General features: G+C 62.0%; 19 protein-coding genes. 14 read left to right on the top strand and 5 right to left on the bottom strand.

Annotation, left to right across the window (positions count from 1 at the left end):
- Positions 1 to 72 precede the first annotated feature (72 nt).
- Positions 73 to 1,431 (top strand): DUF1329 domain-containing protein, encoded by a 1,359-nt coding sequence (locus F8N62_RS08475; RefSeq protein WP_412071968.1) that lies wholly within the window; start codon positions 73 to 75, stop codon positions 1,429 to 1,431.
- A gap of 81 nt (positions 1,432 to 1,512) precedes the next feature.
- On the opposite strand, the gene F8N62_RS08470 is transcribed toward F8N62_RS08475, so the two are convergent.
- Complete coding sequence (locus tag F8N62_RS08470; protein WP_191632363.1) at positions 1,513 to 2,841, bottom strand: spinster family MFS transporter; 1,329 nt, start codon at positions 2,839 to 2,841, stop codon at positions 1,513 to 1,515.
- Between the two features lie 247 nt (positions 2,842 to 3,088).
- Between F8N62_RS08470 and F8N62_RS08465 the strand changes: the two genes are divergently transcribed.
- From F8N62_RS08465 to F8N62_RS08415, 11 genes are all read left to right on the top strand, one after another.
- On the top strand, positions 3,089 to 4,174 hold the full coding sequence (locus F8N62_RS08465; RefSeq protein WP_150710516.1) for an alkene reductase: 1,086 nt from the start codon (positions 3,089 to 3,091) through the stop codon (positions 4,172 to 4,174).
- Positions 4,171 to 6,021 carry a long-chain-acyl-CoA synthetase gene (locus F8N62_RS08460; RefSeq protein ID WP_150710515.1) on the top strand — a complete coding sequence of 617 codons (1,851 nt, stop codon included), beginning with the start codon at positions 4,171 to 4,173 and terminating at the stop codon, positions 6,019 to 6,021. The genes F8N62_RS08465 and F8N62_RS08460 overlap by 4 nt, the downstream gene beginning before the upstream one ends.
- Positions 6,018 to 7,103, top strand: a complete 1,086-nt coding sequence (locus F8N62_RS08455) for an MBL fold metallo-hydrolase (protein ID WP_150710514.1) — start codon at positions 6,018 to 6,020, stop codon at positions 7,101 to 7,103. Before F8N62_RS08460 ends, F8N62_RS08455 begins: the two co-directional genes overlap by 4 nt.
- Positions 7,104 to 7,170: 67 nt before the next feature.
- Positions 7,171 to 8,838, top strand: a complete 1,668-nt coding sequence (locus F8N62_RS08450; protein WP_191632362.1) for a DUF1302 domain-containing protein — start codon at positions 7,171 to 7,173, stop codon at positions 8,836 to 8,838.
- Between the two features lie 94 nt (positions 8,839 to 8,932).
- Entirely contained in the window at positions 8,933 to 10,144 is a 1,212-nt protein-coding gene (locus F8N62_RS08445; protein WP_150710513.1) for a thiolase family protein, read from the top strand.
- Positions 10,145 to 10,148: 4 nt separating this feature from the next.
- Positions 10,149 to 11,099 carry an OB-fold domain-containing protein gene (locus F8N62_RS08440; RefSeq protein WP_150710512.1) on the top strand — a complete coding sequence of 317 codons (951 nt, stop codon included), beginning with the start codon at positions 10,149 to 10,151 and terminating at the stop codon, positions 11,097 to 11,099.
- Between the two features lie 298 nt (positions 11,100 to 11,397).
- On the top strand, positions 11,398 to 12,384 hold the full coding sequence (locus F8N62_RS08435; protein ID WP_150710511.1) for a WD40/YVTN/BNR-like repeat-containing protein: 987 nt from the start codon (positions 11,398 to 11,400) through the stop codon (positions 12,382 to 12,384).
- 14 nt (positions 12,385 to 12,398) lie between these two features.
- A complete protein-coding gene (locus tag F8N62_RS08430) occupies positions 12,399 to 14,822 on the top strand; it encodes an efflux RND transporter permease subunit (RefSeq protein ID WP_150710510.1) in 2,424 nt (807 codons plus the stop codon).
- Between the two features lie 184 nt (positions 14,823 to 15,006).
- On the top strand, positions 15,007 to 16,242 hold the full coding sequence (locus F8N62_RS08425) for a helix-turn-helix transcriptional regulator (RefSeq protein WP_150710509.1): 1,236 nt from the start codon (positions 15,007 to 15,009) through the stop codon (positions 16,240 to 16,242).
- 244 nt (positions 16,243 to 16,486) lie between these two features.
- The gene (locus tag F8N62_RS08420; protein WP_150710508.1) at positions 16,487 to 17,254 is read left to right on the top strand and encodes an SDR family oxidoreductase; all 768 of its coding nucleotides are present in this window, start codon (positions 16,487 to 16,489) and stop codon (positions 17,252 to 17,254) included.
- Between the two features lie 11 nt (positions 17,255 to 17,265).
- Positions 17,266 to 18,099, top strand: coding sequence for an SDR family NAD(P)-dependent oxidoreductase (locus tag F8N62_RS08415; RefSeq protein WP_150710507.1), 834 nt, complete (start codon positions 17,266 to 17,268; stop codon positions 18,097 to 18,099).
- A gap of 183 nt (positions 18,100 to 18,282) precedes the next feature.
- Here the strand turns inward: F8N62_RS08415 and dmpG are convergent, their stop codons facing one another.
- The 4 genes from dmpG to F8N62_RS08395 all read right to left on the bottom strand — a co-directional run bounded on the left by dmpG (position 18,283) and on the right by F8N62_RS08395 (position 21,929).
- Entirely contained in the window at positions 18,283 to 19,311 is a 1,029-nt protein-coding gene (gene dmpG, locus F8N62_RS08410; protein WP_150710506.1) for a 4-hydroxy-2-oxovalerate aldolase, read from the bottom strand.
- Between the two features lie 10 nt (positions 19,312 to 19,321).
- Entirely contained in the window at positions 19,322 to 20,248 is a 927-nt protein-coding gene (locus tag F8N62_RS08405) for an acetaldehyde dehydrogenase (acetylating) (RefSeq protein ID WP_150710505.1), read from the bottom strand.
- A gap of 29 nt (positions 20,249 to 20,277) precedes the next feature.
- Entirely contained in the window at positions 20,278 to 21,069 is a 792-nt protein-coding gene (locus F8N62_RS08400) for a fumarylacetoacetate hydrolase family protein (protein WP_150710504.1), read from the bottom strand.
- Positions 21,070 to 21,155: 86 nt separating this feature from the next.
- Positions 21,156 to 21,929 carry a glucose 1-dehydrogenase gene (locus F8N62_RS08395; protein ID WP_150710503.1) on the bottom strand — a complete coding sequence of 258 codons (774 nt, stop codon included), beginning with the start codon at positions 21,927 to 21,929 and terminating at the stop codon, positions 21,156 to 21,158.
- A 180-nt stretch (positions 21,930 to 22,109) separates the two neighbouring features.
- Here F8N62_RS08395 and F8N62_RS08390 point away from each other — a divergent pair, with 180 nt between their 5' ends.
- Together F8N62_RS08390 and F8N62_RS08385 are read left to right on the top strand one after the other, a co-directional pair.
- Positions 22,110 to 23,297, top strand: coding sequence for an acyl-CoA dehydrogenase family protein (locus tag F8N62_RS08390; protein WP_150710502.1), 1,188 nt, complete (start codon positions 22,110 to 22,112; stop codon positions 23,295 to 23,297).
- Between the two features lie 79 nt (positions 23,298 to 23,376).
- Positions 23,377 to 24,399 (top strand): ferredoxin--NADP reductase, encoded by a 1,023-nt coding sequence (locus F8N62_RS08385; protein WP_150710501.1) that lies wholly within the window; start codon positions 23,377 to 23,379, stop codon positions 24,397 to 24,399.
- Positions 24,400 to 24,410 lie beyond the last annotated feature (11 nt).

The raw sequence follows: 24,410 nt of genomic DNA, 5'->3' as shown, positions 1-24,410 counted from the left end.
GAACAATGGGTCCAAACCACAAAGCCTTATCAGCGAAGGAGGCATTACATGAAAATAACAAGAACAGGTCTCATGCTCACGGTCGCAGTCACAGCCAATAGTGGGCTGATGGGTTATGCGCACGCTGCGGTGTCACCGGAGGAAGCCGCCAAACTGAGCAAGGAGCTGACCTGTGTCGGCGCCGAGCAGGCCGGTAACGCTGCGGGCACCATCCCACCGTATACGGGCAAGTATCTGGGAGAAGTGCCGGGCTGGAAGCACGTGAAGTTTTCCGGCGACCAGCCGGTGGACCCCTACGCGGCAGAGAAGCCGATCCTGGTCATCACTGCGGCCAACATGAGCCAGTACGAGTCGCACCTGACCGAAGGTCAGAAAGCGCTGCTGAAAAAATATCCGACCACCTACAAGATGAATATTTACCCAGGGCATCGGGATTTCCGCTATCCGGATTATGTGTGCCGCCGCGCGATGGACAATGCTTTAAACGCCAAGCTGGTGAATGACGGTGCGGGGTTCACAGGCCTGGGCCAGGTGCCGTTCCCGATTCCCAAGAACGGCATGGAAGTGCTGTGGAACCACCAGCAGCCAGCACGTGCCTTTACCGAGGAAAAAACCACCGACCTGGCTTCGGTGTTGCCTAATGGCAGTATCGGTTGGGGACGTGCCTACGCCCGTAACCTGTCGCTGGGCAATTCGCCGACGGTCGATTCGAGGACCGAAGACAAGATTTCGGCAATGAGCAACAACATGACCCTCAAACCGGCCCGCGACAACGGCACCCTCAGCATTTCCCATGAACCCTACAACTTCGGTACCGACGCGCGCCAGGCCTGGTCCTACAGCCCGTCAACCCGACGTGTGCGGCAACTCCCGGGCTATGGCTACGACCAACCCATGATCGGCACCAACGGTACCATGACCGTCGATGAAGACCGCCTGTTCAACGGTTCACCTGAGCGTTTCACCTGGAAGCTCGTCGGCAAGCGCGAGATCTACAGCCCTGCCAACGCCTTCAAACCCAACAGCGCGAGCATCAAGTATGCCGACATACTGACGCCTAACCACCCCAATCCTGATGTGATGCGCTATGAACTGCGTCGGGTGTGGGTGCTCGAGGCCGACCTCAAGGAAGGCTATCGCCATGTGTATGGCAAGCGTGTACTGTTCATCGACGAAGACACCTGGAACGCAGTCATGTCCGACAACTACGACGCTCGCGGGCAGCTGTGGAAGCACGCCATGGTCAATTACTACTACCACCCGGACATGAGCGGCTGGCAGGCCGGTTCCCAATTCTTCCTGGACTTGAACTCCGGGCAGTACACCGGTTATGGCATGTCCAATGAATCTAAGAAAGGTCCGATCCTCAACGAAGGCAAGTTCACTCCCGATCAGTACACCGCGGATGCGGCGCGTGCGATAGGGCGTTAAGCGCTTTCAGGACTCACCAAAAGCAAAAGCCTCGCCGGTTCACGGCGAGGCTTTTTTTTGGTGCTCAAACTATGAAACAGGTCACGCCGTGGCTGCGCGGACCGTTGTGGCAAGTGGGGCAGGGCACTTCATCTGCTGGCGGTAACGGGGCAGTGCCAGGGTCAGGAATACGCTGGCCAGCACCAGCATCGACACGGATGAGGCGAGGGCATAACGCAGGGATTCACTGCCCAGCGTGGGTACGAAAAAGTCACTGAGCATGCCCACGAACAATGGCCCGACGCCAACGCCCAGCAGCGTCATGGACATGACGAAGATCGCCGTGGCCTGAGCCAGTCGGGTTGCCGGGAACAGGTGGGTAATCGCGCTCAGGCACGGTGTTGCCCACCACACGCCAAAGAAGGAGAACGCGCTGTAGAACAGAAACGCCTGCGGCACGGCGATGCTGCCGATATGGAATGCCGTGCCCTGGGGCCACAGGAAATAGGTGAGGGCAAAAGGGATACTGATCAGCGTGCCCAGCAGTGGGACGCCAATTTGCCAGGCAACATCACGACGCGCCAGGCGGTCGGTGAGCATGCCGCACAACAACGTGCCAATAGTCGCGCCGCTGCCACCTACCACCCCCACCAGGAAACCGGCCTCTTGCATATTGAGGCCGTGGGAACGGATCAGGAAGCTCGGGCTCCAGGTGCCGATGGCGTACCCGGCAATCGCCGCCACGCCGCCGGTCAGCACCAGCCAGACGAACGAGGGCATGCGAAACAGCTCGACGAGCGTCTTGAGCCAACCATCCTGTAGCAGCGCAACGCTGCTCAGCGGCACTACCGCCTTGGGGGTACGCACGGTCAGCAGCAATATCAGCCCAAGCACAATTCCAGGTGCGCCGATCAGCAAGAAGGCGAAGCGCCAGCCGTGGTGCTGGGCGATCCAGCCACCCAGGCCGAGGCCGACAATTGCGCCCAGGCTGGAACCGAGCATCAGCACCGACAGGGCCGTGGAGCGGCGGTTAGCCGGGTACAGATCCGAGACCATGGCCACCGAGGGCGCCGTGCCGCCTGCCTCGCCGACGGCGACGCCAATACGCGCCAGCACCAGCGTCAGGAAATTGCCGGCCATGCCGCAAAGCATCGTCATCAAGCTCCAGGCAATGCAACTGAACGCGATGACCGGCTTGCGCCCGATGCGATCTGACAGACGCCCCAGCGGGAAGCCGAACACGGTGTAGAACACCGCGAAGGTCACCCCCGACAGCAAGCCGATCTGCGTATCGGAAATGCCAAATTCGAGCTTTACCGGCTCGATCAGAATCGCCATCAACTGACGGTCGATGTAGTTGAAGACATAGATCGTGGCAAGCATGAACAGCGCGTAGTGCGTACGCCATGTGACGGGGTTGGATTGATTCACTGCGGGTGCTCCCGTTTTTGTTCTGGTTATCTGATGCTCAGCCCGCCATGGGTTTTTCTCATCGTCCGTTCAGACCATTTTGCGTCGTCAGCGGACTGAACGCACGATAGCCGACCTAGTCTTGTCGGACGATGTTTCGCTCGCGCTCAAGGTCAATCATCCAGCCCATATTCGCAGGCCCCGGCACTTGCCCATACAACGGCAAACCGACGGCAGCCTGAAAACAATAAGAAGCTGAGGAATTGCAATGAGCGCATTGTTCGAGCCGGTCGCCCTGGGCGAGCTGCAGTTGGCCAACCGTATTGTCATGGCGCCCATGACCCGCAGCCGTGCGCTCGTCGATGCGATACCCGGCAGCGACATGGTCGAGTACTACCGCCAGCGAGCCGGTGCCGGGCTGATCGTCGCCGAAGGCACCGCACCCTCCGCCAGTGGCCTGGGCTATTGCCGCACCCCAGCAATTTACAGTGCCGAACAAATGGCCGGCTGGCAGCGGGTTACCGAGGCGGTGCACGCCGAGGGCGGGCGCATCGTCCTGCAACTGATGCATGTCGGCCGTGCCGCCAGCCGTTATAACAAACCGGCGGGCGCGGCCACGGTTGCACCTTCGGCATTGCGGGCGCGCACGCAAGTGTTCAGCGACAGCCATGGCCTGGTGGACACCGACGAGCCACAAGCGCTGACCTTGCAAGGCATCAGCAGCGCCATCGAGGACTATCGCCAGGCCGCCATCAACGCGCGCCAGGCCGGTTTTGACGGCGTTGAGCTGCACTGCACCAGCGGTTATCTGCCAATGCAGTTCATGGCGTCAGGCAGCAACCTGCGCACTGATGCCTACGGTGGCGACGTGACCGGGCGTGTGCGTTTCGCCAAGGAAGCAATCGAGGCAATGGCCAGCGCAATCGGCGCCGGTCGGGTCGGTTTTCGCCAGTGTCCTGGCAACCCCTTCAACGATATCGAAGACCACGACCCGGCGGCCACGGCAGCTGCGTTGTGTGAGGCCGTGGCGCCACTGCCCCTGGCCTACCTGCACATTATGCGCTCGCCGCTGGAGGGGCTCGATGCCTTTGCCCTGGCGCGTCGGCACAGCCCGCATGCGTTGATCCTCAACGATGGTTTCGACGGCCCTTCGGCCAGTGCTGCTCTCGCGTCGGGCGAGGGGGCTGCCGTGTCGTTTGGCCGTCACTTTATTGCCAACCCTGATCTGGTGGAACGCCTCAGGCATGGCCTGGCACTGAGCCGCTTTGATCGCAAGACCCTCTATACGCCGGGTGCGACCGGCTACTCGGACTATCCCACCTATCGAACCAGTGCCCAGGAGGTGGCGCCATGAACCTTAACGACTTGCCGAATGTCCTGCCCTCTCAGCCGGTAGCTCGCGAACAGACCCAGGCGCTGCTCGACCGGCGCTCCGTTGCCGTCGCGAAGATCAAGCCGCGTGACCTCTACACCATGGCCGATCGCCTGGAACATCAGGCGCGTGAGCTAGGCGAACGGCCGTTTCTGATCTATGGCGAGCAGACCTTCAGCTACTCGGAGGTCGATGCCCGGGCCAATCAAATGGCCCACACGTTCTACGCCAATGGCCTGCGTGCCGGCGATGTCTGTGCCCTGGCCATGGAAAATCGCCCCGAGTTCTTCTGCACCTGGTTCGGCCTTGTCAAACTCGGGGTGGTGGTGGCGTTCATCAACACCCAAGTCAGCGGTCGCCCGTTGCTGCATGCGCTGCAAACCACCGACGCCAGGGCGCTGGTCATTGGCGAAGAATGCCTGGCCAATGTGCAGGATACCGAAGGCTTCCCGGACCTGCCGTGCTGGCTGATCCGCGATGCGGAAAATACCTGGACCGGACCTCTGCCCAAAGGCATCGACGGACATTTCGCTGCGCGCCTGGAGAAGGCCCCGCGCACGCCATTCCCTCGGGATATCCGTGCGCACATCGATGCCCAGACCACCACTCTGTTGATTTTTACCTCGGGCACCACGGGTTTACCCAAGGCTGCGCGCTACAGCCACATGCGCTGGATGTCTTCAGGCGACGCTATGGAAGTGACCCTGCCTGTCACTCGCGACGATGTGTTCTATTGCTGCTTGCCGCTGTACCACGGCGCCGCCGCTACTTCGGTCACCTCGACTGCGCTGACCGCGGGTGCGGCCATCGTGGTGCGGCGCAAGTTCAGTGTGCGCGAGTTCTGGAACGACGTGGCGCGTCACCAGATCAGCATCTTCCAGTACATCGGCGAAATCTGCCGTTATCTGCTCAATCAACCGGTGCGGCAAGGCGAGCGTGAGCACAGTTTGCGCTGCATGCTCGGCGCCGGGTTGTCAGCGGATTCCTGGCGACGCTGGCTGGACCGCTTCGGTCCGATCCAGGTATTCGAAGGCTGGGGTGCCACCGAAGCCAACGCCGCAATCATTAACGTCGACAACTATCTCGGTTCCTGCGGGCGAGTGCCGGACTGGAACAAGACCAATGTGCGCCTGGTGCGCTACGACGTTGAAAACGACTGCCATCCACGGGACGAAAACGGTTTTTATCAGCTCTGCGAAGTCGGTGAGATCGGCGAAGTCATGGGCTTTATCGTCGACCATCCGGACATTGGCGGTGGGCGTTTCGAAGGCTACACCTCGGCCGAAGCCACCGAGAGCAAAATCCGCCGCAACGTGTTCCGCGAGGGCGACGCCTACTGGAGCTCCGGTGACTTGCTGCGTGTGGACGCCGACGGCTACTGCTATTTCATCGATCGCATCGGCGATACCTATCGCTGGAAGAGCGAGAACGTTTCGACCCTGGAAGTGGCCAACGCGCTGGGAGATCTGCCAGGCCTGGAACTGATCAACGTCTATGGCGTCCAGGTCCCGGGCCATGAAGGCCGCGCCGGGATGGCTGCGGTCCTGATGCAGGAAGGCCGGGCGTTCGATCCACAGACGCTGTTCGCGCTGACCGAAGCGCGGTTGCCGCGCTATGCCGCACCGGTATTTGTGAGGGTCACGCAGGCGGCGGACCTGACGGCCAGCTACAAGCTGCGCAAGGTCGATCTGCAACGTCAAGGTTATTGCCCGACACGGTGCAGCGATCCACTGTTTATCCGCGACGAACAGGCTGGGACGTATGTGCCCTATTCGGCGCTGGTCCTGACGCGTGTCGGCCTCGCGCCTTTCGCGGTGACCCAGTCATGACCGATCTCGATACCAACGGTCACGAGCTGCGCAGCGGCCTGCGTTATCCCTGGCCGCAGGCGCCGGATGCCGGGCAGGTTCGCGAAGTGGCGCCGGGCGTGTGGTGGTTGCGCATGCCGCTGCCGTTTCGCCTGGACCACATCAACCTGTACCTGTTACGTCACACCGATGGCTGGGTGGTGGTCGACACCGGCATGAACACCGAGCAGACCCGCGAAGTATGGGATCGGGTGTTGAGTGAAGTGTGCGCTGACTTGCCGGTGGTGGCGGTGGTGTGCACCCACTTTCACTCCGACCATGCCGGGGTGGCCGCCTGGCTTAGCGAGCGATTTCAGTGCCCGGTGTACATGACTGCCAGTGAGTTCCAGTCGCTGCACGTCAAGTTTCCCGCCGATCAGCTTCCGGGCTGGGACTTCCTCGATTTCTACCGCAAGGCCGGCGTGGCTGACGAGCAGAGCCGCGAGATGTTTGCGGTGATGAGTAACGCCCACTTCCTGCCGGCGCCACTCAATCACCACCGCCGTTTACACGAAGGCAGCGTGCTGGATATCGGGGGTCGCACTTGGCAGGTAGTCATCGGTCGCGGTCACTCGCCGGAGCATGCCTGTCTGTATGCCGCCGAAGACGGCTTGCTGATCTCCGGCGACCAGGTGTTACCGCGCATCACTTCGACCGTCGGCGTACATGCCACCGAGCCCATGGCCAATCCGTTGGGTGACTGGCTGGACTCCATCGAACACCTGCGCTCATTGCCGGACAGCGTGCTGGTGCTGCCAGCGCACGAGCGCCCGTTCTTCAATCTGCATCATCGCCTGGATCAGCTGGAAGCCCACCACAAAGGGCATCTGGCGCTGATGCTGGCCAGCTGTCACGAGCCGTGCACCGTGCTCGAACTGATGGCCGTGTTATTTCCCAGGTTGTCGGGGCGTTTCGACGAATTGATGGCGCTTGGCGAAACGTTGGCCCATGCCAATTACCTCGTGGCTCAAGGGTCGCTGGAGCGAGAAGAGGACCGGGGGCGATATCGCTACCGGTGCGCTGTAAGGGGAGCGTGCGGAGTTGATCCGCTCAAGGTGTTTTGAGCGGACGACACGGCAGCAGTGTTGAACATTCCAGGCAGCCAACCGGTTGCCCTTCAGGAGAGTCTGTGTGATCAACAACAACAACAAAAATAACGCTACGGTCATGGCTTCGAGCACATTTCAGGTCAGCAGCCTGGCGGCGATAGCACTGGTGTCTACACCGGTATGGGCCGGTGAGACCTTCGAATTCGACAACGGAGCGACCATCGACTGGTCGGTGACCACCAGCTATGGCATCGGCGTGCGCACCGGCAGCCAGAGCGATCGCCTGCTGACGATCAACGCCGACGATGCCAACCGCAACTTCGATCGTGGCAGCCTGACCACCAACCGCGTGGGCGCGCTGGCGGAAATGATCCTGCGCAAGGACAACTACGGCGCGGTGGTGCGGGGCAGTACCTTCTACGACGATGTCTATCACCGCAAAAACGATAACGATTCGCCCGCCACCGTGAACAAGAACGGCAGCAACGACGAGTTCACCAGTGACACCCGTTACTACAGCGGCGGTCGCAGCAAACTGCTCGATGCCTACGTGTTTAGCGGCTGGCGCTTCGACAACGACACCATGCTGGACGTCAAGGCCGGGCGGCACATCGAATCCTGGGGCGAGAGCCTGTTTTACCCAGGTGTTAACGGCGTACAGAACCCGTCTGACGCGGTAAAAGCCTCGCAGCCGGGTGTCGAGGTCAAGGAAATACTCTTGCCGGTGGGGCAGTTCTCCGGCTCATTCCGACTGAACCCTCAGCTGACCTTCGGTGCCTACGTGCAATACGAATGGAAGGGCACCGAACTGCCGCCAGTGGGCAGCTACCTGTCGAGCAGCGACGTGGTCGGACCGGGGCGCGAGTTCATCTACGCCAACGGTCGCAGGGTCCAATACCTGGGCACCGACGAGCCGCGCGATGGTGGCCAGTGGGGCGTGCAAATGCGCTACCGCCCGGTACCCGCGATCGAATTGTCCCTGTTTCACGTCAACTATCACGACAAGAACCCGGCCACCGCCCTGGTTGGCTACGACCCGCTGCCGGTGGGCGGTGGCCTTAACGCCTTCGCCCTCAATGGTTACCGGATCAAGTATTTCGAGGACATCAAGCTCACCGGCATCAGTGCCACGACCAAAATTGGTGACACCCAGGTCGGCGCCGAATGGTCGTATCGCGATGGTGCGCCGGTCATGGTCAATACCGGACTTGGTGCGGTACCGGCCAAGGGCAAGGGTCAGCAAATGCAATTGTCGGCAGTGCGTATTCTGGGGGACCGTCCCTGGGCCAGTCAGACTTCGCTGACAGCCGAAGTCATCCGCGTGCAGGTCGACAGCGTCGAATCCACTTCGGCGGCGCCGAACCTGCAAGGTTTGAACCTGTTGCCTTCCGTGGCACCTCTAGTGGCCTCTTCCGATGACTTCACCTACAGCACCGCCGCAGGCTATCGCACCAAATCATCCAGCGCCTACACCGTGGGCGCATCGTTCAGTTATCCGGGAGTTTTCCAAGGCTGGGATCTGGAAGTGCCCTTCAGTTTCTCCAACGTCTTCAGCGGATCGACGCCCATGGCCGGAAGCATCTCCGGCGTCGCCGGCGACCGACGCCTGAGCATGGGCACCACATTCAAGTACTTGGGCAACCTGGAAGTCGGCTTGAAATACATCGCCTACCTGGGCGAGGCGGAGCCTGTTGATCGTCCGTTCGCCGACCGCGACTACGCCACGTTCTCGATGAAATACACCTTCTGATCGACGCCATAGGTCCGGGCCGTCCAGTACGGTGCCGGGCCTTTCAACACACACTGAAAACGTTCGAAGCCCAACGCTTCGACATGGAGGCACTATGGGGCTCAAAGGGCATGCGGCCATTGTTGGCACCGCACAATACAAACCGGAAAAGTACGCCACCGCGCCCAGGATGTTCCATCTTGAGCAAGTCGCCGATCTGGCGGCCCAGGCCCTGCGCGATGCCGGGCTCAAGGCCTCGGACCTCGACGGACTGGTCATCAACGGTCCGCACTTTCACGAAGCTTCGGTATTCGTACCGGCGATGGCCGCCGAGTACCTGGGCCTGCGCCTGAACTTTGCAGAAGTGGTGGACCTGGGCGGCTGCACCTCGGTGGGCATGGTCTGGCGTGCCGCCGCGGCCATCGAACTGGGGCTGTGCCAGGCAGTGCTGTGTGTGATTCCCGCGCGTATGGCGCCGTTCGGTCCGGACGAGGATCCGGGCTGGATGGCCCGGTCCATGCGCTTCGGTGGCCATAGCACGGCATTCGGTGCGCCTGAAGCCGAGTTCGACCTGCCTTACGGGCACATGGGCCAGAACACCGGCTACGCGATGATCGCCCAGCGTTATGCCGCGCAGTACGACTATGACCAGCGAGCGATGGCCAAGATCGCCGTCGATCAGCGCACCAACGCCCTGGCCAACCCTCAGGCGATGTTCTACGGCCAGCCGTTGACCATCGAACAGGTCCTGGCGAGCAAAATGGTCGCCGATCCGTTGCACGTTCTGGAGATCGTCATGCCGGTGGCCGGTGGCGCGGCGATGATCATTACCAACAAGGATGTGGCGGCGCGCTCGCGCAAGCGTCCGGCGTTCATCACTGGTTTTGGCGAGCATCTGGCGTTCAAGTCGCCGTCCTATGCCGAGGACATGCTCAACACGCCGATCGGTCCTGCGTCCCAACGTGCCTTCGCCATGGCCGGGCTAAAACCGGCGGACGTCCACGCTGCGCAAATCTACGACTGCTACACCATCACGACCTTGCTGACCCTGGAAGATGCCGGTTTCTGTGGCAAGGGTGAGGGCATGGCGTTCGTGCGCGAACACGACCTGACCTGGCGTGGCGATTTCCCGATGAACACCCACGGCGGGCAACTCAGCTTCGGCCAGTCGGCCTCTGCCGGTGGCATGAGCCAGGTGATCGAGGCGGTGGCGCAGATCGCCGGCGCCGCCGGTGAACGTCAATTGGGGCTTTGCGACAACGTCTATGTCTCCGGTACCGGCGGCGTGATGAGCGAGCAGGGCGCATTGATACTTCAGGGAGCATAAGCACATGTCCAACAACAAACCGATGCCGGTCCCGACGCAGATATCCGCGCCATTTTGGGAAGGCCTTAAGGCCCGGCGCCTGCTGATCCAGCAATGCAACCCCTGTGAGCACTGGAATTTCTATCCACGCCGCCATTGCACCGCATGCCTTGAACACGACCTGGCCTGGCGCGAAGTCGACGGTAGCGCAACGCTGTACAGCTACACCGTGACGCGCATCGCGACCCTGCCCGACTTTATCGACGAGATGCCGCAGAAGCTGGCGGTGGTCGAGTTGGCTCAGGGTGTGCGCATCAATACCAATCTGGTCGGCCTGGAAGAAAATGAAATCAGCATCGGCATGCCGTTGCAGGCGGTATTTGCTGAAGTCGACGCCAAGGGTAACCGTCTGCTGCGCTTTACCGGCGTGGACAAGGATGCGCTGAGCCTCGAATCGCTGCCTGCGCAGGTCAGCGAACCGGCACCCGCTGCCTCCGGCTCAGTGCCTGTGCGGCAGATTGACCTTAATGATGGGCCGGCGCTGCAGGCGCTGGTCAGCGAGGAGTACAGCGGCTGGAGTAATGTCGTTGTCGTCGACCAGGGGCTGATCGATGCGTTCGCCCTGTTATCGGGTGACGATTACTGGATTCATACAGATCCGGAACGGGCGCGCCTGCAAAGTCCGTTCGGCGGCACCATCGCCCATGGTGCATTGGTGCAGGTACTGCAGTCGCGAATGAAGCTGGACCTGGGTTATGAGATCAGCGGTTTCACCACCCAGATCAACTACGGCTCCGATCGCCTGCGCTTCCCGGCGCCGGTACCGGCGGGGTCGCGTATTCATTCGCGGGCACGGGTAAAAAAGGTGGAGATCATGCCCCGAGGGACCCAGTTGACCCTGGAGCTCAACACCCATGTGGTCGGGCAGGATCGGCCGTCGGTGATCAATGACCTGGTGATTCTTTATATCGCTTGATGGTTGATGGGGTGGCGGTGAGGCCGCTATCCCGAGCAGGCTCGCTCCCACAGAGGGAGCAAGCCGGCTTCAACGGATAGGCCGCCATCCGCCCGCATTCCCCGCGAAACCCCCTCCGAGATGCCATTCCTGCCAATGCATAAGCCGTTTGGACGATGTGTACCCCCGGCCTTGCGCTGAATATCTCTTCAGCAACGCTCGTTTCGATTGCTTCACCTGCCTTGGTGCCTGACAAGAACAAGAGGATTGGCCCTATGACCTGCCCTATGCACGCGTGTCCTGAACAGGAGCATTGTGTATGCGCTCTGTGATCGGCTACGCAGTCTGCCTGGTGGTCGCCTTGACCATTGGCTACACCTTCTCGCCGAAAACTCTCCCCCCAGCCGAAGTGGTTGCCACTCGCCCGGACCGGGTACAGATCAACGGCCTGCTAAATCTCGGCTCACGCGTGGTCGCGGTGGGCGAGCGGGGCAGCATTCTGCTTAGCGATGATCAGGGCGTCAGCTGGCAGCCAGCCAGCGTCGCCACTCAGCGCAACGCCACCCTGACGGCTGTGGTTGCACTCGATGACAAACGCTTGCTGACCGTGGGGCATGACGGCTGGATCCTGAGTTCCGATGATGCCGGCAGCAGCTGGCAGGAAATTCGTTACGACAGCGATCTTGGCGAACCCCTGCTGGGGATCTGGACCAGTGGCGGCGACAACGTCATGGCCTTTGGCAGCTTTGGCAAGTTTTACCAGTCCGTCGATGCCGGCAAGACCTGGTCGCCGCGAACCCTGGATATCGACAGCGCACACCTCAACAGCATGGACGGCGGCAACGATGGCCGGCGCATGCTGGTGGGCGAGCAGGGGCTGGTGTTGCGCACCACCGACGGCGGCCAGCACTGGCACACCTTGCCGGCGTTCTACAGCGGCTCGCTGTTCGGCATCGTGCGCCTGAGCGCTGACAACTGGGTGACTTACGGCATGCGCGGGCATGTATTCATCAGCCATGACTTCGGCGACACCTGGGCCCAGATCCAGGTCGGCAATCATCTGCCGCTGTACGGCCACGTAGTGCTGCCGGACCAAACGGGGCTGGTGATTGTCGGTGCCGGCAGCTCGGTGGTACGTCTGGACACGCAAGGTCAACTGGTCGGTGTCGGGCGCCTGGCCGGGCTCGGCACGTTGACCTCGGCAACCATGGTCGGCTCGCGCCTGCTGGTAGGAGGTGAGCGTGGTGTGTTGCAAGGTTCAAGTGGCAGCGTGGCTGCCCTAGCGGCCACACAGGCCACCCAGTAAATGAGAGGCAGGCAATGAATCAAGCTAAACACTGGGTGACGCGCTGCGTCGAAACATCCGCAGACCTGCTGATGGCATGGCGCAGGGGACTGTTGTTGCTGTTCGTGCTGGTGACGCTGGGCCTGGGCTACAGCGCCACCCATACGCAGCTCGATCCGGGGTTCAATAAACAGATCCCGGTGCGTCATGACTACATGGTCAACTTTCTCAAGTTCAGTCGCTACTTCACTGGCGCCAACCGTTTCCTGGTCAGCGTGCGCTGGAAGGGCGAGGGCGACATCTATAACACCGAGTACCTCGAGACCTTGCGCAAGGTCACCGACGACGTGTTTTTCATCTCCGGTGTTAGCCGTCCAAGCGTAACGTCGCTGTTCACCGCCAACGTGCGCTACATCGAGATCACCGAGGAAGGCTTCTTTGGCGATGTAGTGGTGCCGCCACGCTTCAGTGGCACCGCCGAAGACCTGGCGCAGGTGCGCAGCAACACCGCGGCGTCCGGCCAGGTCGGCCGGCTGGTGGCCAACGACCTGAAATCGGCGATGGTGCGTGCCGACCTTCAGGACACGGATCCTAAGACCGGCCAACCGGTGTCCTATGTCGACATTGCCAAGCGCCTGGAAGACATCCGCGGCAAGTACAACAGCCCTGACATCGAGATCAACATCGTCGGCTTCGCCAAACTGGTGGGCGACGTGGTCGAGGGGCTGAACACCGTGATCGGCTTCTTCGTCGTGGCCTTCGTCATCACCGGTTTGCTGTTGTGGCTGTATTCGCGCTCATTGCGCCTGACCGTGGTGGCGCTGCTGGTGGCATTGCTGCCGGTGGTCTGGTTGCTGGGGCTGCTGCCTCTGCTGGGGCTGGGCATCGACCCGATGTCGATTCTGGTGCCGTTCCTGATCTTCTCGATCGGCGTGTCCCATGCGGTGCAGATGACCAATGCCTGGAAACAGGACGTGCTGGCCGGCAGCTCTTCGATGCAAGCGGCGCGCTCGGCATTCTGCAAGATCTTCATCCCCGGCTCCCTGGCCTTGCTGATGAACGCCTTGGGGTTTGCGGTGATCATGATGATCGACATCCCGATCGTCCACGAACTGGGGGTGACTGCCTGCATCGGCGTGATGCTGATGATCATCACCAACAAATTGATGTTGCCGATCATCATCTCCTACCTGCGCCTGGAGCCTGCGCTGTTGCGTCGGGCGCAATCCCGGCCGGCGGGCAGGCACCGCCTGTGGTGGCGGCTGTCGGCGCTGGCCGAACCGGGGCCAGCCATCGGCGTGTTCGTGGTCAGTCTATTGCTGCTGGCGGCCGGGGCCTACAAGGCTCGCGACCTGGCGGTGGGCGATATCGGCGCCGGTGCGCCGGAACTGCGGGCCGATTCACGCTACAACCAGGACAACGAAAAGATCATCAACAGCTACTCCATCGGCCTCGATGTGATGTCGGTGTTCGTCCAGGTCAAGGGTGTCGACGAAGGTTGCCTGTCGCCGGCGGTGATGCGGGCGGTGGAAGCCTTTGACTTCCGCATGCGCACCGTCGCAAGCGTTCAGTCGATCCAGAGTGTGGCGGACATGGGCAAGCGGGTGATCGCCGGCAACAACGAAGGCAATCCGCGCTGGGCAGCTATCCCGGGTTCGCCCCGCGGCTTGAGCCAGGGCGCACGGGCCTACATGCCGGATGATGGGCTGGTTACCGACGGTTGTCAGCAGATGCAGATCCTGGTGTTTCTTGCCAACCACGAGGGCAGCACTGTCAGCCATGCCATCGAACAAGCCAAGCGGATAATTGCTGAAGTCAGCACACCGCAGGTTGAATTCCTTCTGGCGGGCGGCAACGTTGGGGTGATGGCGGCTTCGAACGAGGCGGTCAAGCGCGCAGAAGTGATCATGCTCGGTGCGCTGTTCGGTTCAGTGGCGCTGTTTTGCTGGCTGACCTTCATGTCGATCCGCGCGGTACTGTGCATTCTGGTGCCGTTGGCGATCGTGGCGATCCTGTGCAACGCGTTGATGACGATGCTCGGGATCGGCCTGAAAGTCGCTACGTTGCCGGTGATGGCGTTAGGTGTCGGCGTAGGTGTCGACTACGGCATTTACCTTTACGAACGGATCCAGCATGAAATGCTGCGCGGTGCGGACCTGCGCGAAGCGTTTTACGAAGCCATGTGCCAACGCGGCACTGCGGCGGTGTTCACGGCCGTGACCATGTCGATTGGCGTGTGCACCTGGGCATTCGCACCGCTGAAATTTCAGGCCGACATGGGCGTATTGCTGTCGTTCATGTTCCTGGTCAACGTGCTAGGGGCCATTTTTCTCCTGCCGGCACTGGCGGCCTGGTTCAACCGCGGACGCCCGCTGGTCACCGAACGGGCCCGCCAGCCGTCGCCAGCGCAAGGCCAGTTCCACCTGAAAAACAGCCCGGCTGCACGTGATTCAAGGTAGCTAAAAATAAACCTGCCGGGCCTATTGTGGAGTGCGCAGGTGATGGAGAAACTGAAGCCGGTCCAGATGCTGGATTGCACTGGCAGGTAGCGGTCAAAAAGGGCGAGCCTCGGGGCTCGCCCCAGCCGAAATTATAAAAATAATAAGGGAAGGACTCAGTCCTTACCCGCGCCAGGAGAAGACTATGCAAGATGTTGTCTTGAACCAGGAAACCTTGGCCAGCGTTGGCCTGGACCTTACGCGTTACAGTGAGTTGGTAGGCGAGATCTATGAAGGTGCGCTCGATCCGAAGCTGATGGCTCGCGCCCTCAGAAGCTTTCTCAAGCTCTACGAGGCCAATTTTGTCACCCTGATTTTGCGGGTGCCGGACGAACCGGACACGGGGGTGATGATTCTCGTCGGCGATATCGAAGGCGCCGGGGACGTCAATTACATGACCTACCCGCAAACCAATACGCCGTTCGCCAACCAGCCGTTGGACCAGGTATTCACCGTGGACGACATCATGAGCTCCCGCGAGTGGGAGCATCACGCGTACTTCAAGATGTTCTGCGGCCCTTTTGACGTGTATCACCTGATGGGCGCCGACATTTCCACCCCGGACGGCGGCAAGCTGCGCTTTCGTATAACTCGACCAAAACACGCCGCTAATTTTAATGCCCACGAGCGGGCGCTGTGTGCCAGTTTCCTGCCGCACCTGCGGCGTGCCTCGCAGCTGCACAACCTGCTGGACCGCAGCGAATCCCTGAGCGATCTGTATTCGCAGGCCATCAGCCGGTTGTCGGTCGCTACTCTGGTGCTCGATGAGAGCGGCAGCGTGTTGCGAATCAACCCAGTGGCCGAGGAGATCCTGGCCCGTTCCGATGGTTTGAAGCTGGTGGGCGGGCGCCTCGAGGCGACTTATCCCAGCGACAACCGCGAGCTGCAACGCCTGATCCGCAGCGCATTCGACCCCGATGCGCCGAAGAGCGCCGAGGCCATGTCGGTGACGCGGCCATCCGGGCTGGTCAATCTGGGCGTGGTCGTCGAATCGATTCCCTCCCTGGACTGGGCGGAAGAGAAGGGCCAACCAGCTGCACTGGTCTATATCCGCGATGCGTCGAGCAAATCTCTGGCCAGTGAGGTGGTGACCAAGCAGCTGTTCAACCTGACCAAGGCGGAAACGGCGTTGGCCATGGAACTGGCCAACGGCTTGTCCCTGGAAGAAGCCGCGGAGGTCTTGAACATCCGGCGTAACACGGCGCGCGCGCATTTGCGCTCGATCTTCTCGAAGACCGGTGTGCGCCGCCAGACCGAACTGGTGCGCATCATGCTCAACAGCGTGGTAGCCCTGGGGAAACCGAAAATGGCCATGAAAGTGTCCGATAAAATCAGAATCCCACCGCCGCGACTGGCCGTCCCGGTGTATGGCCACGCCTGATATTTGGTTGCGGGAGAAGGCGATCATTCGGACGCCAACGCCAGCAAGCCGGCTCCTACAGTATCGGCGTGGCCACGCCCCCTGCATTCACGGGTCACTGTAGGAGCCGGCTTGCTGGCGATCAACAATAACGCCGTATATCAGGAACCAGCACCACGCCTTCGCCATAGTTTTAGTCCGCTCAGACGATGCCGTCGCGTTATCGCTCTGCCGATACTGCGCGGACCATCCACGGAGAATAATAATGCCTATTACAGCCATCACCGGCAGTGCCTCGGGAATTGGCGCTGCTGTTCGCGACTCCCTGCGTGACGCCGGGCACCAGGTCATCGGTATCGATCGCAGCAACGCCGAAGTCATCGCCGACTTGTCCAGCCCGCAAGGTCGGGACGCGGCCATCAGGCAAGTGCTGGAGCTCAGCGGCGGGGTTCTTGACGGACTGGTCTGCTGCGCCGGGGTCGGAGTCACGGCGCCAAACTGCGGCCTGGTCCTGGCCGTCAATTACTTTGGTGTCAGCCAGTTGCTCGAAGGCCTGCAAGGGGCGTTGGCCCGGGGCAAACAAGCGGCGGCGCTGGTGATCGGCTCGGTGGCGGCGACGCATTCCGGGCCGGACGGCCAAGCCATGGTCGAGGCGATGCTCGAGGGCGATGAAGCCCAGGCGCTGGCGTTGGCCAATGCCCTGGGTCAACCGCACGTAGCCTATGCAGCCTCAAAATACGCCATCAGCCAGCAGGCCCGCACTCTGGCGGTGAGCTGGGGCAAGCAGGGCCTGCGCTTGAACGTGGTGGCGCCCGGCGCGGTGGAAACACCGTTGCACCAGGCGTCGCTGGACGATGCGCGGTTTGGTCAGGCGACCCGCGACTTTGTTGCGCCTCTGGGGCGCTCCGGGCGTCCAGACGAGATCGCTGCAGTGGTCGCTTTCCTGCAGTCACCACAAGCATCTTTCGTCCATGGCAGCGTGGTGTTCGTCGACGGTGGCATCGACGCCATGGTTCGCGCCGCGCGTTTTTGAAGGAAATCAGCATGAACAAAGTGGCATTCATCACCGGCGCCAGCCGTGGGATTGGTCGCGAGGCGGCGCTGGCATTTGCCCGCGCCGGTTTTGACGTGGCGATCAGCGCCCGTACGCTCAATGAGGGTGAGCAACACGAGCATGCCCTGCGCGACGCGACCGGGGCGCCGTTGGCTGGCAGTCTCAACGGTACGGCGCAGGCGTTGCGTGAACTCGGTTGTCGGGTGCTCGTGGTGCCGATGGACCTGCTCGACAGTGACTCGGCGTTGGCCGCCTGCGCAGCAGTGCTGGCCGAATACGGGCGCATCGACGTGTTGATCAACAATGCGATTTACCAGGGCAGCGACCTTAATGCCGGGTTCATGGACCTGCAGGCGCAAACCTTGGAGCGGATGTTCCAGGGTTACATCCTCACGCCATTCCTTCTGACCCGGGCAGTGGTCGAACACATGGTGGAGCGCGGGGGCGGGGTGGTGATCAATGTCACCTCCGGCGCTGGCGAAAGTGATCCACCGGTGGCAGCGGGCAAGGGTGGCTGGGGGTACGCCTACGGTGCGGGCAAGGCGGCGGTGTCGCGACTGTCCGGGGTGCTGACCACGGAACTGGGCGCGGACGGCGTACGGGCTTATACCCTGAATCCGGGAGTCGTCACCACCGAGGCGCTGAAGGCAACTATCGGTGACAAAGGCCTGATCGCTTTGCGTGCCGGCAGCGCGCCACCGCATGTTCCGGCGGCTGTGATGTTGTGGCTCGCGACTGCCGAACAGGCGCCAGCGTTTCAACGCCGGACCATTGCGGCACAGCCGTTTGCGCTGGAACACGGGATTGTCGCGGACTGGCGCTGACATTTTGTCGGGCGGGATTTACTTGCGACGCAGTGTGCCAGCCGCTGATGAAGGTGACTGACATTGCCCTTCGCGGGCAAGCCCGCTCCCACAGTTTCCGTACCGTACTCAAAACGTGCGTACATCACGGAACCTGTGGGAGCGGGCTTGCCCGCGAAGGCGTCGGAACTGGCGCCGGGATCTTTACGCCTGGCGCCGCTGGCGGGCGAGGGTCATGGCGGTGTCTTCGATCATGTCTTCCTGGCCGCCGACCATGCCGCGGCGTCCCATTTCCACGAGGATCTCCCGGGCCGAGACGCCGTACTTTTTCTCTGCGCGTTTGGCGAACAACAGGAACGAGCCATAGACCCCGGCATAACCCATGGTCAGCGCATCGCGGTCGCTGCGGATCGGGAAGTCCATGATCGGCACCACCAGGTCTTCAGCCACATCCTGGATGCCGAATACGCTGACACCCGTGTCGATGCCCATGCGGTCGCACACCGCTACGAGCACTTCCATCGGCGTGTTACCGGCGCCGGCACCCAGGCCCGCACACGCGGCGTCGATACGGTTGGCCCCGGCGGCAATCGCGGCGATCGAATTAGACACGCCCATCGACAGGTTGTGGTGGCCATGAAAACCGATCTCGGTTTCCGGCTTCAGGGCTGCACGCATCGCTTCCACCCGGGCACTGACGTCGTGGGGCAGCATGTAGCCTGCCGAGTCAGTCAGGTAAATGCAATTGGCGCCGTAGCTTTCCATCAGCAGGCCTTGCTTGACCAGGCCTTCGGGGCTGTTCATGTGGGCCATCATCAGGAAGCCGACGGTGTCCATGCCCAGGCCACGGGCGTGAGAGATGTGCTGTTCGCTGACGTCGGCCTCGGTGCAATGGGTGGCGACGCGAATGGTATTGACCCCCAGCTCATGGGCCATCTGCAGATGGTCAACCGTGCCGATACCCGGCAGCAGCAGCGCCGAGACCTTGGCTTTTTTCATCAGCGGGATCACTGCCGACAGGTATTCCTCATCGGTGTGCGCCGGAAAGCCATAGTTCACCGAGCTGCCACCCAGGCCATCGCCGTGGGTCACTTCGATCAACGGCACGCCGGCGGCGTCGAGGCCGCAGGCGATGTCTTTCATCTGCTGCAGGCTGATCTGGTGCCGCTTGGGGTGCATGCCATCGCGCAGGCACATGTCGTGAACGGTGATGCTTTTGCCGCGAAGATCCATGGTCGGCTCCTTATGCGTGGGCGGTTTGGGCAGTGGCTTGCAGCACCAGCTCGCCCTTGAGGATTTCCTCGGCGAACATCTCGGCGGTACGTGCTGCGGCGGCGGTCATGATGTCAAGGTTGCCGGCGTACTTGGGCAGGTAGTCGCCCAGGCCTTCGACTTCCATGAAAATCGACACGCGATTGCCGTCGAAGACCGGGCCGTTGACCAGCTTGTAGCCGGGCACGTAGCGCTGCACTTGCTCGATCATGGCCTCGATGGCGGCGGTGATCGCCGGCTGGTCGGGTTCACTGGCGGTCAGGCAATGCACGGTGTCGCGCATGATCAGCGGCGGCTCGGCAGGGTTGATGATGATGATTGCCTTGCCCTTCTTCGCGCCGCCGACTTTTTCCACGGCGCGGGAGGTGGTGCGGGTGAATTCGTCGATGTTCTTGCGGGTGCCGGGGCCGACCGATTTGGAGGCCGCAGTGGCAATGATTTCGGCGTACTCCACGGGTTGCACGCTGGACACCGCTGCCACCAACGGAATGGTCGCCTGGCCACCGCAGGTGACCATGTTGACGTTCATGACGCCAAGGCCCAGTTGCGCCTTGAGGTTGACCGGGGGCACGCAATACGGGCCGATAGCTGCCGGGGTCAGGTCGATCATCAACACGCCCAGGGCATTGAGCTTGCGCGAGTTCTGCGCGTGCACGTAGGCGGAAGTGGCGTCGAAAGCGATCTGGATCTCGTCAGCGAGTACGTGGGGCAACAAGCCGTCAACTCCATCGGCTGTGGTTTTTAGGCCCAGTTCGCGCGCGCGCGCCAGCCCTTCGGAGGTCGCATCGATGCCGACCATCCACACCGGTTCCAGCACTTCGCTGCGCATCAGTTTGTACAGCAGATCGGTGCCGATGTTGCCCGGCCCGATCAGCGCGCATTTGATCTTTTTGCTCATGCTCTTTGGCTCCAGGGGAGAAGGGGGAATCAAGGGACAAAGCGCAGGCTGGCTGCACCGAGCCCGCTCATGGACAGGCTGATGCGGTCGCCTGCGACCACGGGCACCAGTGGTGCCAGGGCTCCTGAGAGAATGATTTCGCCGCGGCGAAACGGGATGCCCAGCTCGCCCAGGGTGTTGGCCAGCCACGCCACCGCCGCGCAGGGATGACCTTGCACCGCCGAGCCCAGGCCCGAGCCTGCCGGCTGGCCGTTTTTGAGCAATTGCATATGCACGGCGGCGAGGTCCAGGGATCGTGGATCGGTGCAATGGGTGCCGAGGGCGAACACGCCACAAGACGCGTTGTCCGCCACGGTGTCCTGGATGCGGATCTGCCAGTCATCGATCCGCGAATCGACGATTTCGAAACACGGCACCACCCATTCGCTGGCAGAGAGTACGTCCTCGGCACTGATGCCCGGACCGTGCAAGTCTTCGCCGAGGATAAACGCAATTTCGCCTTCGGCCCGCGGCTGGATCAGGTGGTAGCGAGCCAAGCTGACATCGCTGCCGTCCTCTACCTGCATGGCGTTGGTGAGAAAGCCGAAGTCGGGCTGGTGGACATCGAGCATCTCCTGCACGGCGCGGCTGGTGACTCCGATTTTCTTGCCGATAACCTGTTCGCCGAGCGCTTCACGGCGTTGCAGGAATTGCAGGGAAATCTGGTAGGCCTGCTGCAGCGTGATCTCAGGGTAGCGGCGGGTCAGGGGCGTCAGTGTCTTGCGGTTGCGCAGGGCGTTGAACAGTTCGTCGCCGAGCGCATTGATCAAGTGGGTGTCCATGGCGAGGGCTCCAAGTGGATCGCAAAGCATATGGGAAGAAAAAAGGCCCGCCCGAACATCATCAGGGGCGAGCCTGAAGGGGGCGGTCAGCCAGGCCATACCGATGAGTCGGCGCCGCCATCGACATCGATGATCTTGCCGGTGACCCAGGCCGAGGCGGGGCTTGCCAGATACAGTGCAGCGGCGGCGATATCCTGCGGGGTGCCCAGGCATCTGAGCGGGGTGTTGGCTTCCATGACTTCACGCATGGCGGCGGGCATCACGCCATTAAGCGCTTCGGTCAGGGTCGGGCCGGGTGCGACGGCGTTGACCCGGATCTGGGGCGCGAAGTCCTGGGCCAGCAAGCGGGTCAGATGGCTGAGGGCGGCCTTGGCCGCACCGTAGGCGCTGAAGTGGCGCTGGGCATAACGCGCGGCCACCGAACTGATATTGATGATGTTGCCGCCACCGGCCGCGCGCATCAGCGGCACGCACAACTGGCAGAAGGCATAGCTGGTGGCGACATTGAAGTTCAGCACCTGGGCGAATTGTTCAGGTGTCATGGTTAGCGGATCGTTGGGCCCGCCACCGCCGACGTTGTTCACCAGATGAGTGATACGGCCCATCTGTTCAAGGCCATGAAGAACCAGCGCCTGGCGCTGCTCGGCTTCGTTGACGTCACAGGCGATGGCCACGGCGCGCCGTCCCAGCGCGCGAATCTCTTCGGCCACTGCCTGTACGTCGTCGAGCCCGCGCGCCGAGCACACTACATCGGCGCCGGCCTCGGCATAGGCCAAGGCAATCGCCCGACCAATGCCACGTCCGCTGCCGGTGACGATGGCGACGCTGCCGTGCATCTGGAAACGCTGCAAAATACTCATGGGCCCTTGCTCCGTGGGGTCGAATGTCGATGCACTCAATATCGCCGCAAGGGTTGCCGCCAGCATCGTCTCAACGGACTAGCGCCCCCTAGTCCGCTTTGACGATGAATGATTGCTCGCCCAAACCGATGATTCATCACACCTCGCGCAGTGGCGCAGTGAGATCGGGAGAATTGAGTGATGCACAGCATGCGAGAAAAGACCCAGGACGAGCGTGATCTGCTGGAACGTGCACAGCGCCTGGTACCGGCACTCAAGGCGCGTACCGCGCAGGCCGACAGAGACTTGAAAGTGCCCGTAGAGAGTATCGTCGAGTTGCAGTCCGCCGGCCTGTTGCGTGCTTTGCAGCCCAGGGCGTTCGGTGGCTATGAAGTCGATCCGCGGACCTTCTTTGAAATCCAGACCATCCTCGCCGAAGGTTGCATGTCCACGGCGTGGATCTACGGCGTCATGGGGGTTCACCCCTGGCAATTGGCGCGTTACCCGATCGAAGCGCAGCGCGACGTCTGGGCTGATGATCACAGCGCATTGATCTGCTCGACCTATATGCCGGCGGCCAAGGTCACGGTGGTGGAGGGCGGTTACCTCATCAGCGGGCGCTGGGGTTTCTCCAGTGGCAGCGAACACTGCCATTGGGCGTTTCTCGGCGGCATCCTGCCACCCGATGGCGACCTGGCTGCCGAACACGGCACCTTCCTGCTGCCCCGCAGCGACTATCAGATCGAACGTAATTGGGACGTGCTGGGCCTGCGCGGCACCGGCAGCCACGACATCGTGGTCGAGAACGTGTTCGTCCCGGCCCACCGGGTGCAGCGCACCAATAACTTCACCCTTGAAGCGACACCGGGGCGGCAGGTCAACACCAACCCGATCTACGCCATTCCATTCGCCCAGGTGTTCTCGCGCGCTGTCTCGACCTCGGCGATCGGTGCCTTGCAAGGTGCGATCAACGAGTTCCGTGACAACGCCGCCAAACACATCGGCAAGCACGGTGCGCGCACCGCTGAAGACCCGGTCGCCCAGACCGCGATTGCCGAAGCGATGATCACGGTCGACAGCCTGCGCCTGGTGCTGGAGCGCAACTACGAACACCTCATGAGCCTGGCGCGTGCCGGCGAATACCCGGATACCGAGACCCGTCTGCTATATCGCTACCAATCGGCCTATGTCACCAACGTCTGCGCCGAACGGGCCAACGACCTGTTGCGCAGCATGGCGGCCTCGGGCTTGTACAACACCAACCCGGTGGCCCGACTGTTCCGCGACCTGCATCAGGCACGCGGCCACATCGCCAATAACTATATGGCCTACGGACGCAGCTACGGCGCGGTGATGCTCGGTCTGCCCAACCCGGACCCGTATGTCTAAGGCCATGGTGCCCATTTCGATGCCCCTGGATTTACCCCTGCCCGTGATGCACGGGCAGGGGGTCATGAGTACCTGACCTATGAACAATTATCTTGCCCTGCGCGTGGCGCGAGTGATCGAGGAGACCGCCGATGCGCGCTCCCTGGTGTTCGACGTGCCGGAGCATCTGGGCGAACGCTTTCGCTATCAACCCGGGCAGTTCCTGACCCTGCGCGTGCCGTTCGAGGGTGGCTGGCTGCCCCGTTGTTATTCGTTGTCCAGCACACCGCTGCTGGCTGAGCCACTGCGGGTAACGATCAAGCGCGTGCACGGCGGACGAGCCTCGAACTGGCTATGCGAAGAGTTACAGGCCGGCCAGTTCCTGGAGGTGCTGCCCCCGGCTGGGGTATTTGTACCGCGCAGTCTGGACAGCGATTTGCTGCTGTTCGGCGCTGGCAGTGGCGTGACCCCGGTGCTGTCGATCCTGCGTTCGGCGTTGCTCGCCGGCACCGGTCGGGTCTTGTTGATCTACGCCAACCGCGATGAAGGCTCGGTGATTTTCAAGGATGAACTCAAGGCCCTGGCCAGCGCTCATCCGCAACGTTTGCAGATCGTCCATTGGCTCGACTCGGTGCAAGGCATTCCGAGTGTCGGGCAACTGGCCGAGCTGGCACGTCCATTCATGGATGCCCAGGCATTCATTTGCGGGCCGGGTTCGTTCATGGACGCGACCGTCAGCGCCCTCAAGAGCCTCGGCATGCCGGATCGGCGGGTGCACGTCGAGCGGTTCGTCTCGCTGCCCGGCGAAGGCGAGCAGTCATTGGTGACCAGCAGCGAGGCGGCGATGGCTGCGCAGCTGGCGGTGCGCCTGGATGGCGAAGAATTCGAATTGTCCTGCGACAGCGGCGAAACCGTGCTGGCGGCCATGGAACGCGCCGGCCTCAACCCGCCCAGCGCCTGTCGGGTCGGCGGTTGCGCCTCGTGCATGTGCACGCTAGAAAGCGGCGATGTCGAGTTGCTGCACAACGACGCGCTGGATGCGGGCGAACTGGCCGAGGGCTGGATTCTGGCGTGTCAGGCGGTGCCCACCAGCGCACAACTGCGTATCCGTTTTCCTGAATGATGAGCACGAGC

Origin of the sequence: Pseudomonas fluorescens (assembly GCF_902497785.1) — a bacterium.
Classification (GTDB): domain Bacteria; phylum Pseudomonadota; class Gammaproteobacteria; order Pseudomonadales; family Pseudomonadaceae; genus Aquipseudomonas; species Aquipseudomonas fluorescens_BO.
Note: the sequence above shows the minus strand (reverse complement) of the source record. Positions and strands in the feature narration are given on the sequence as shown.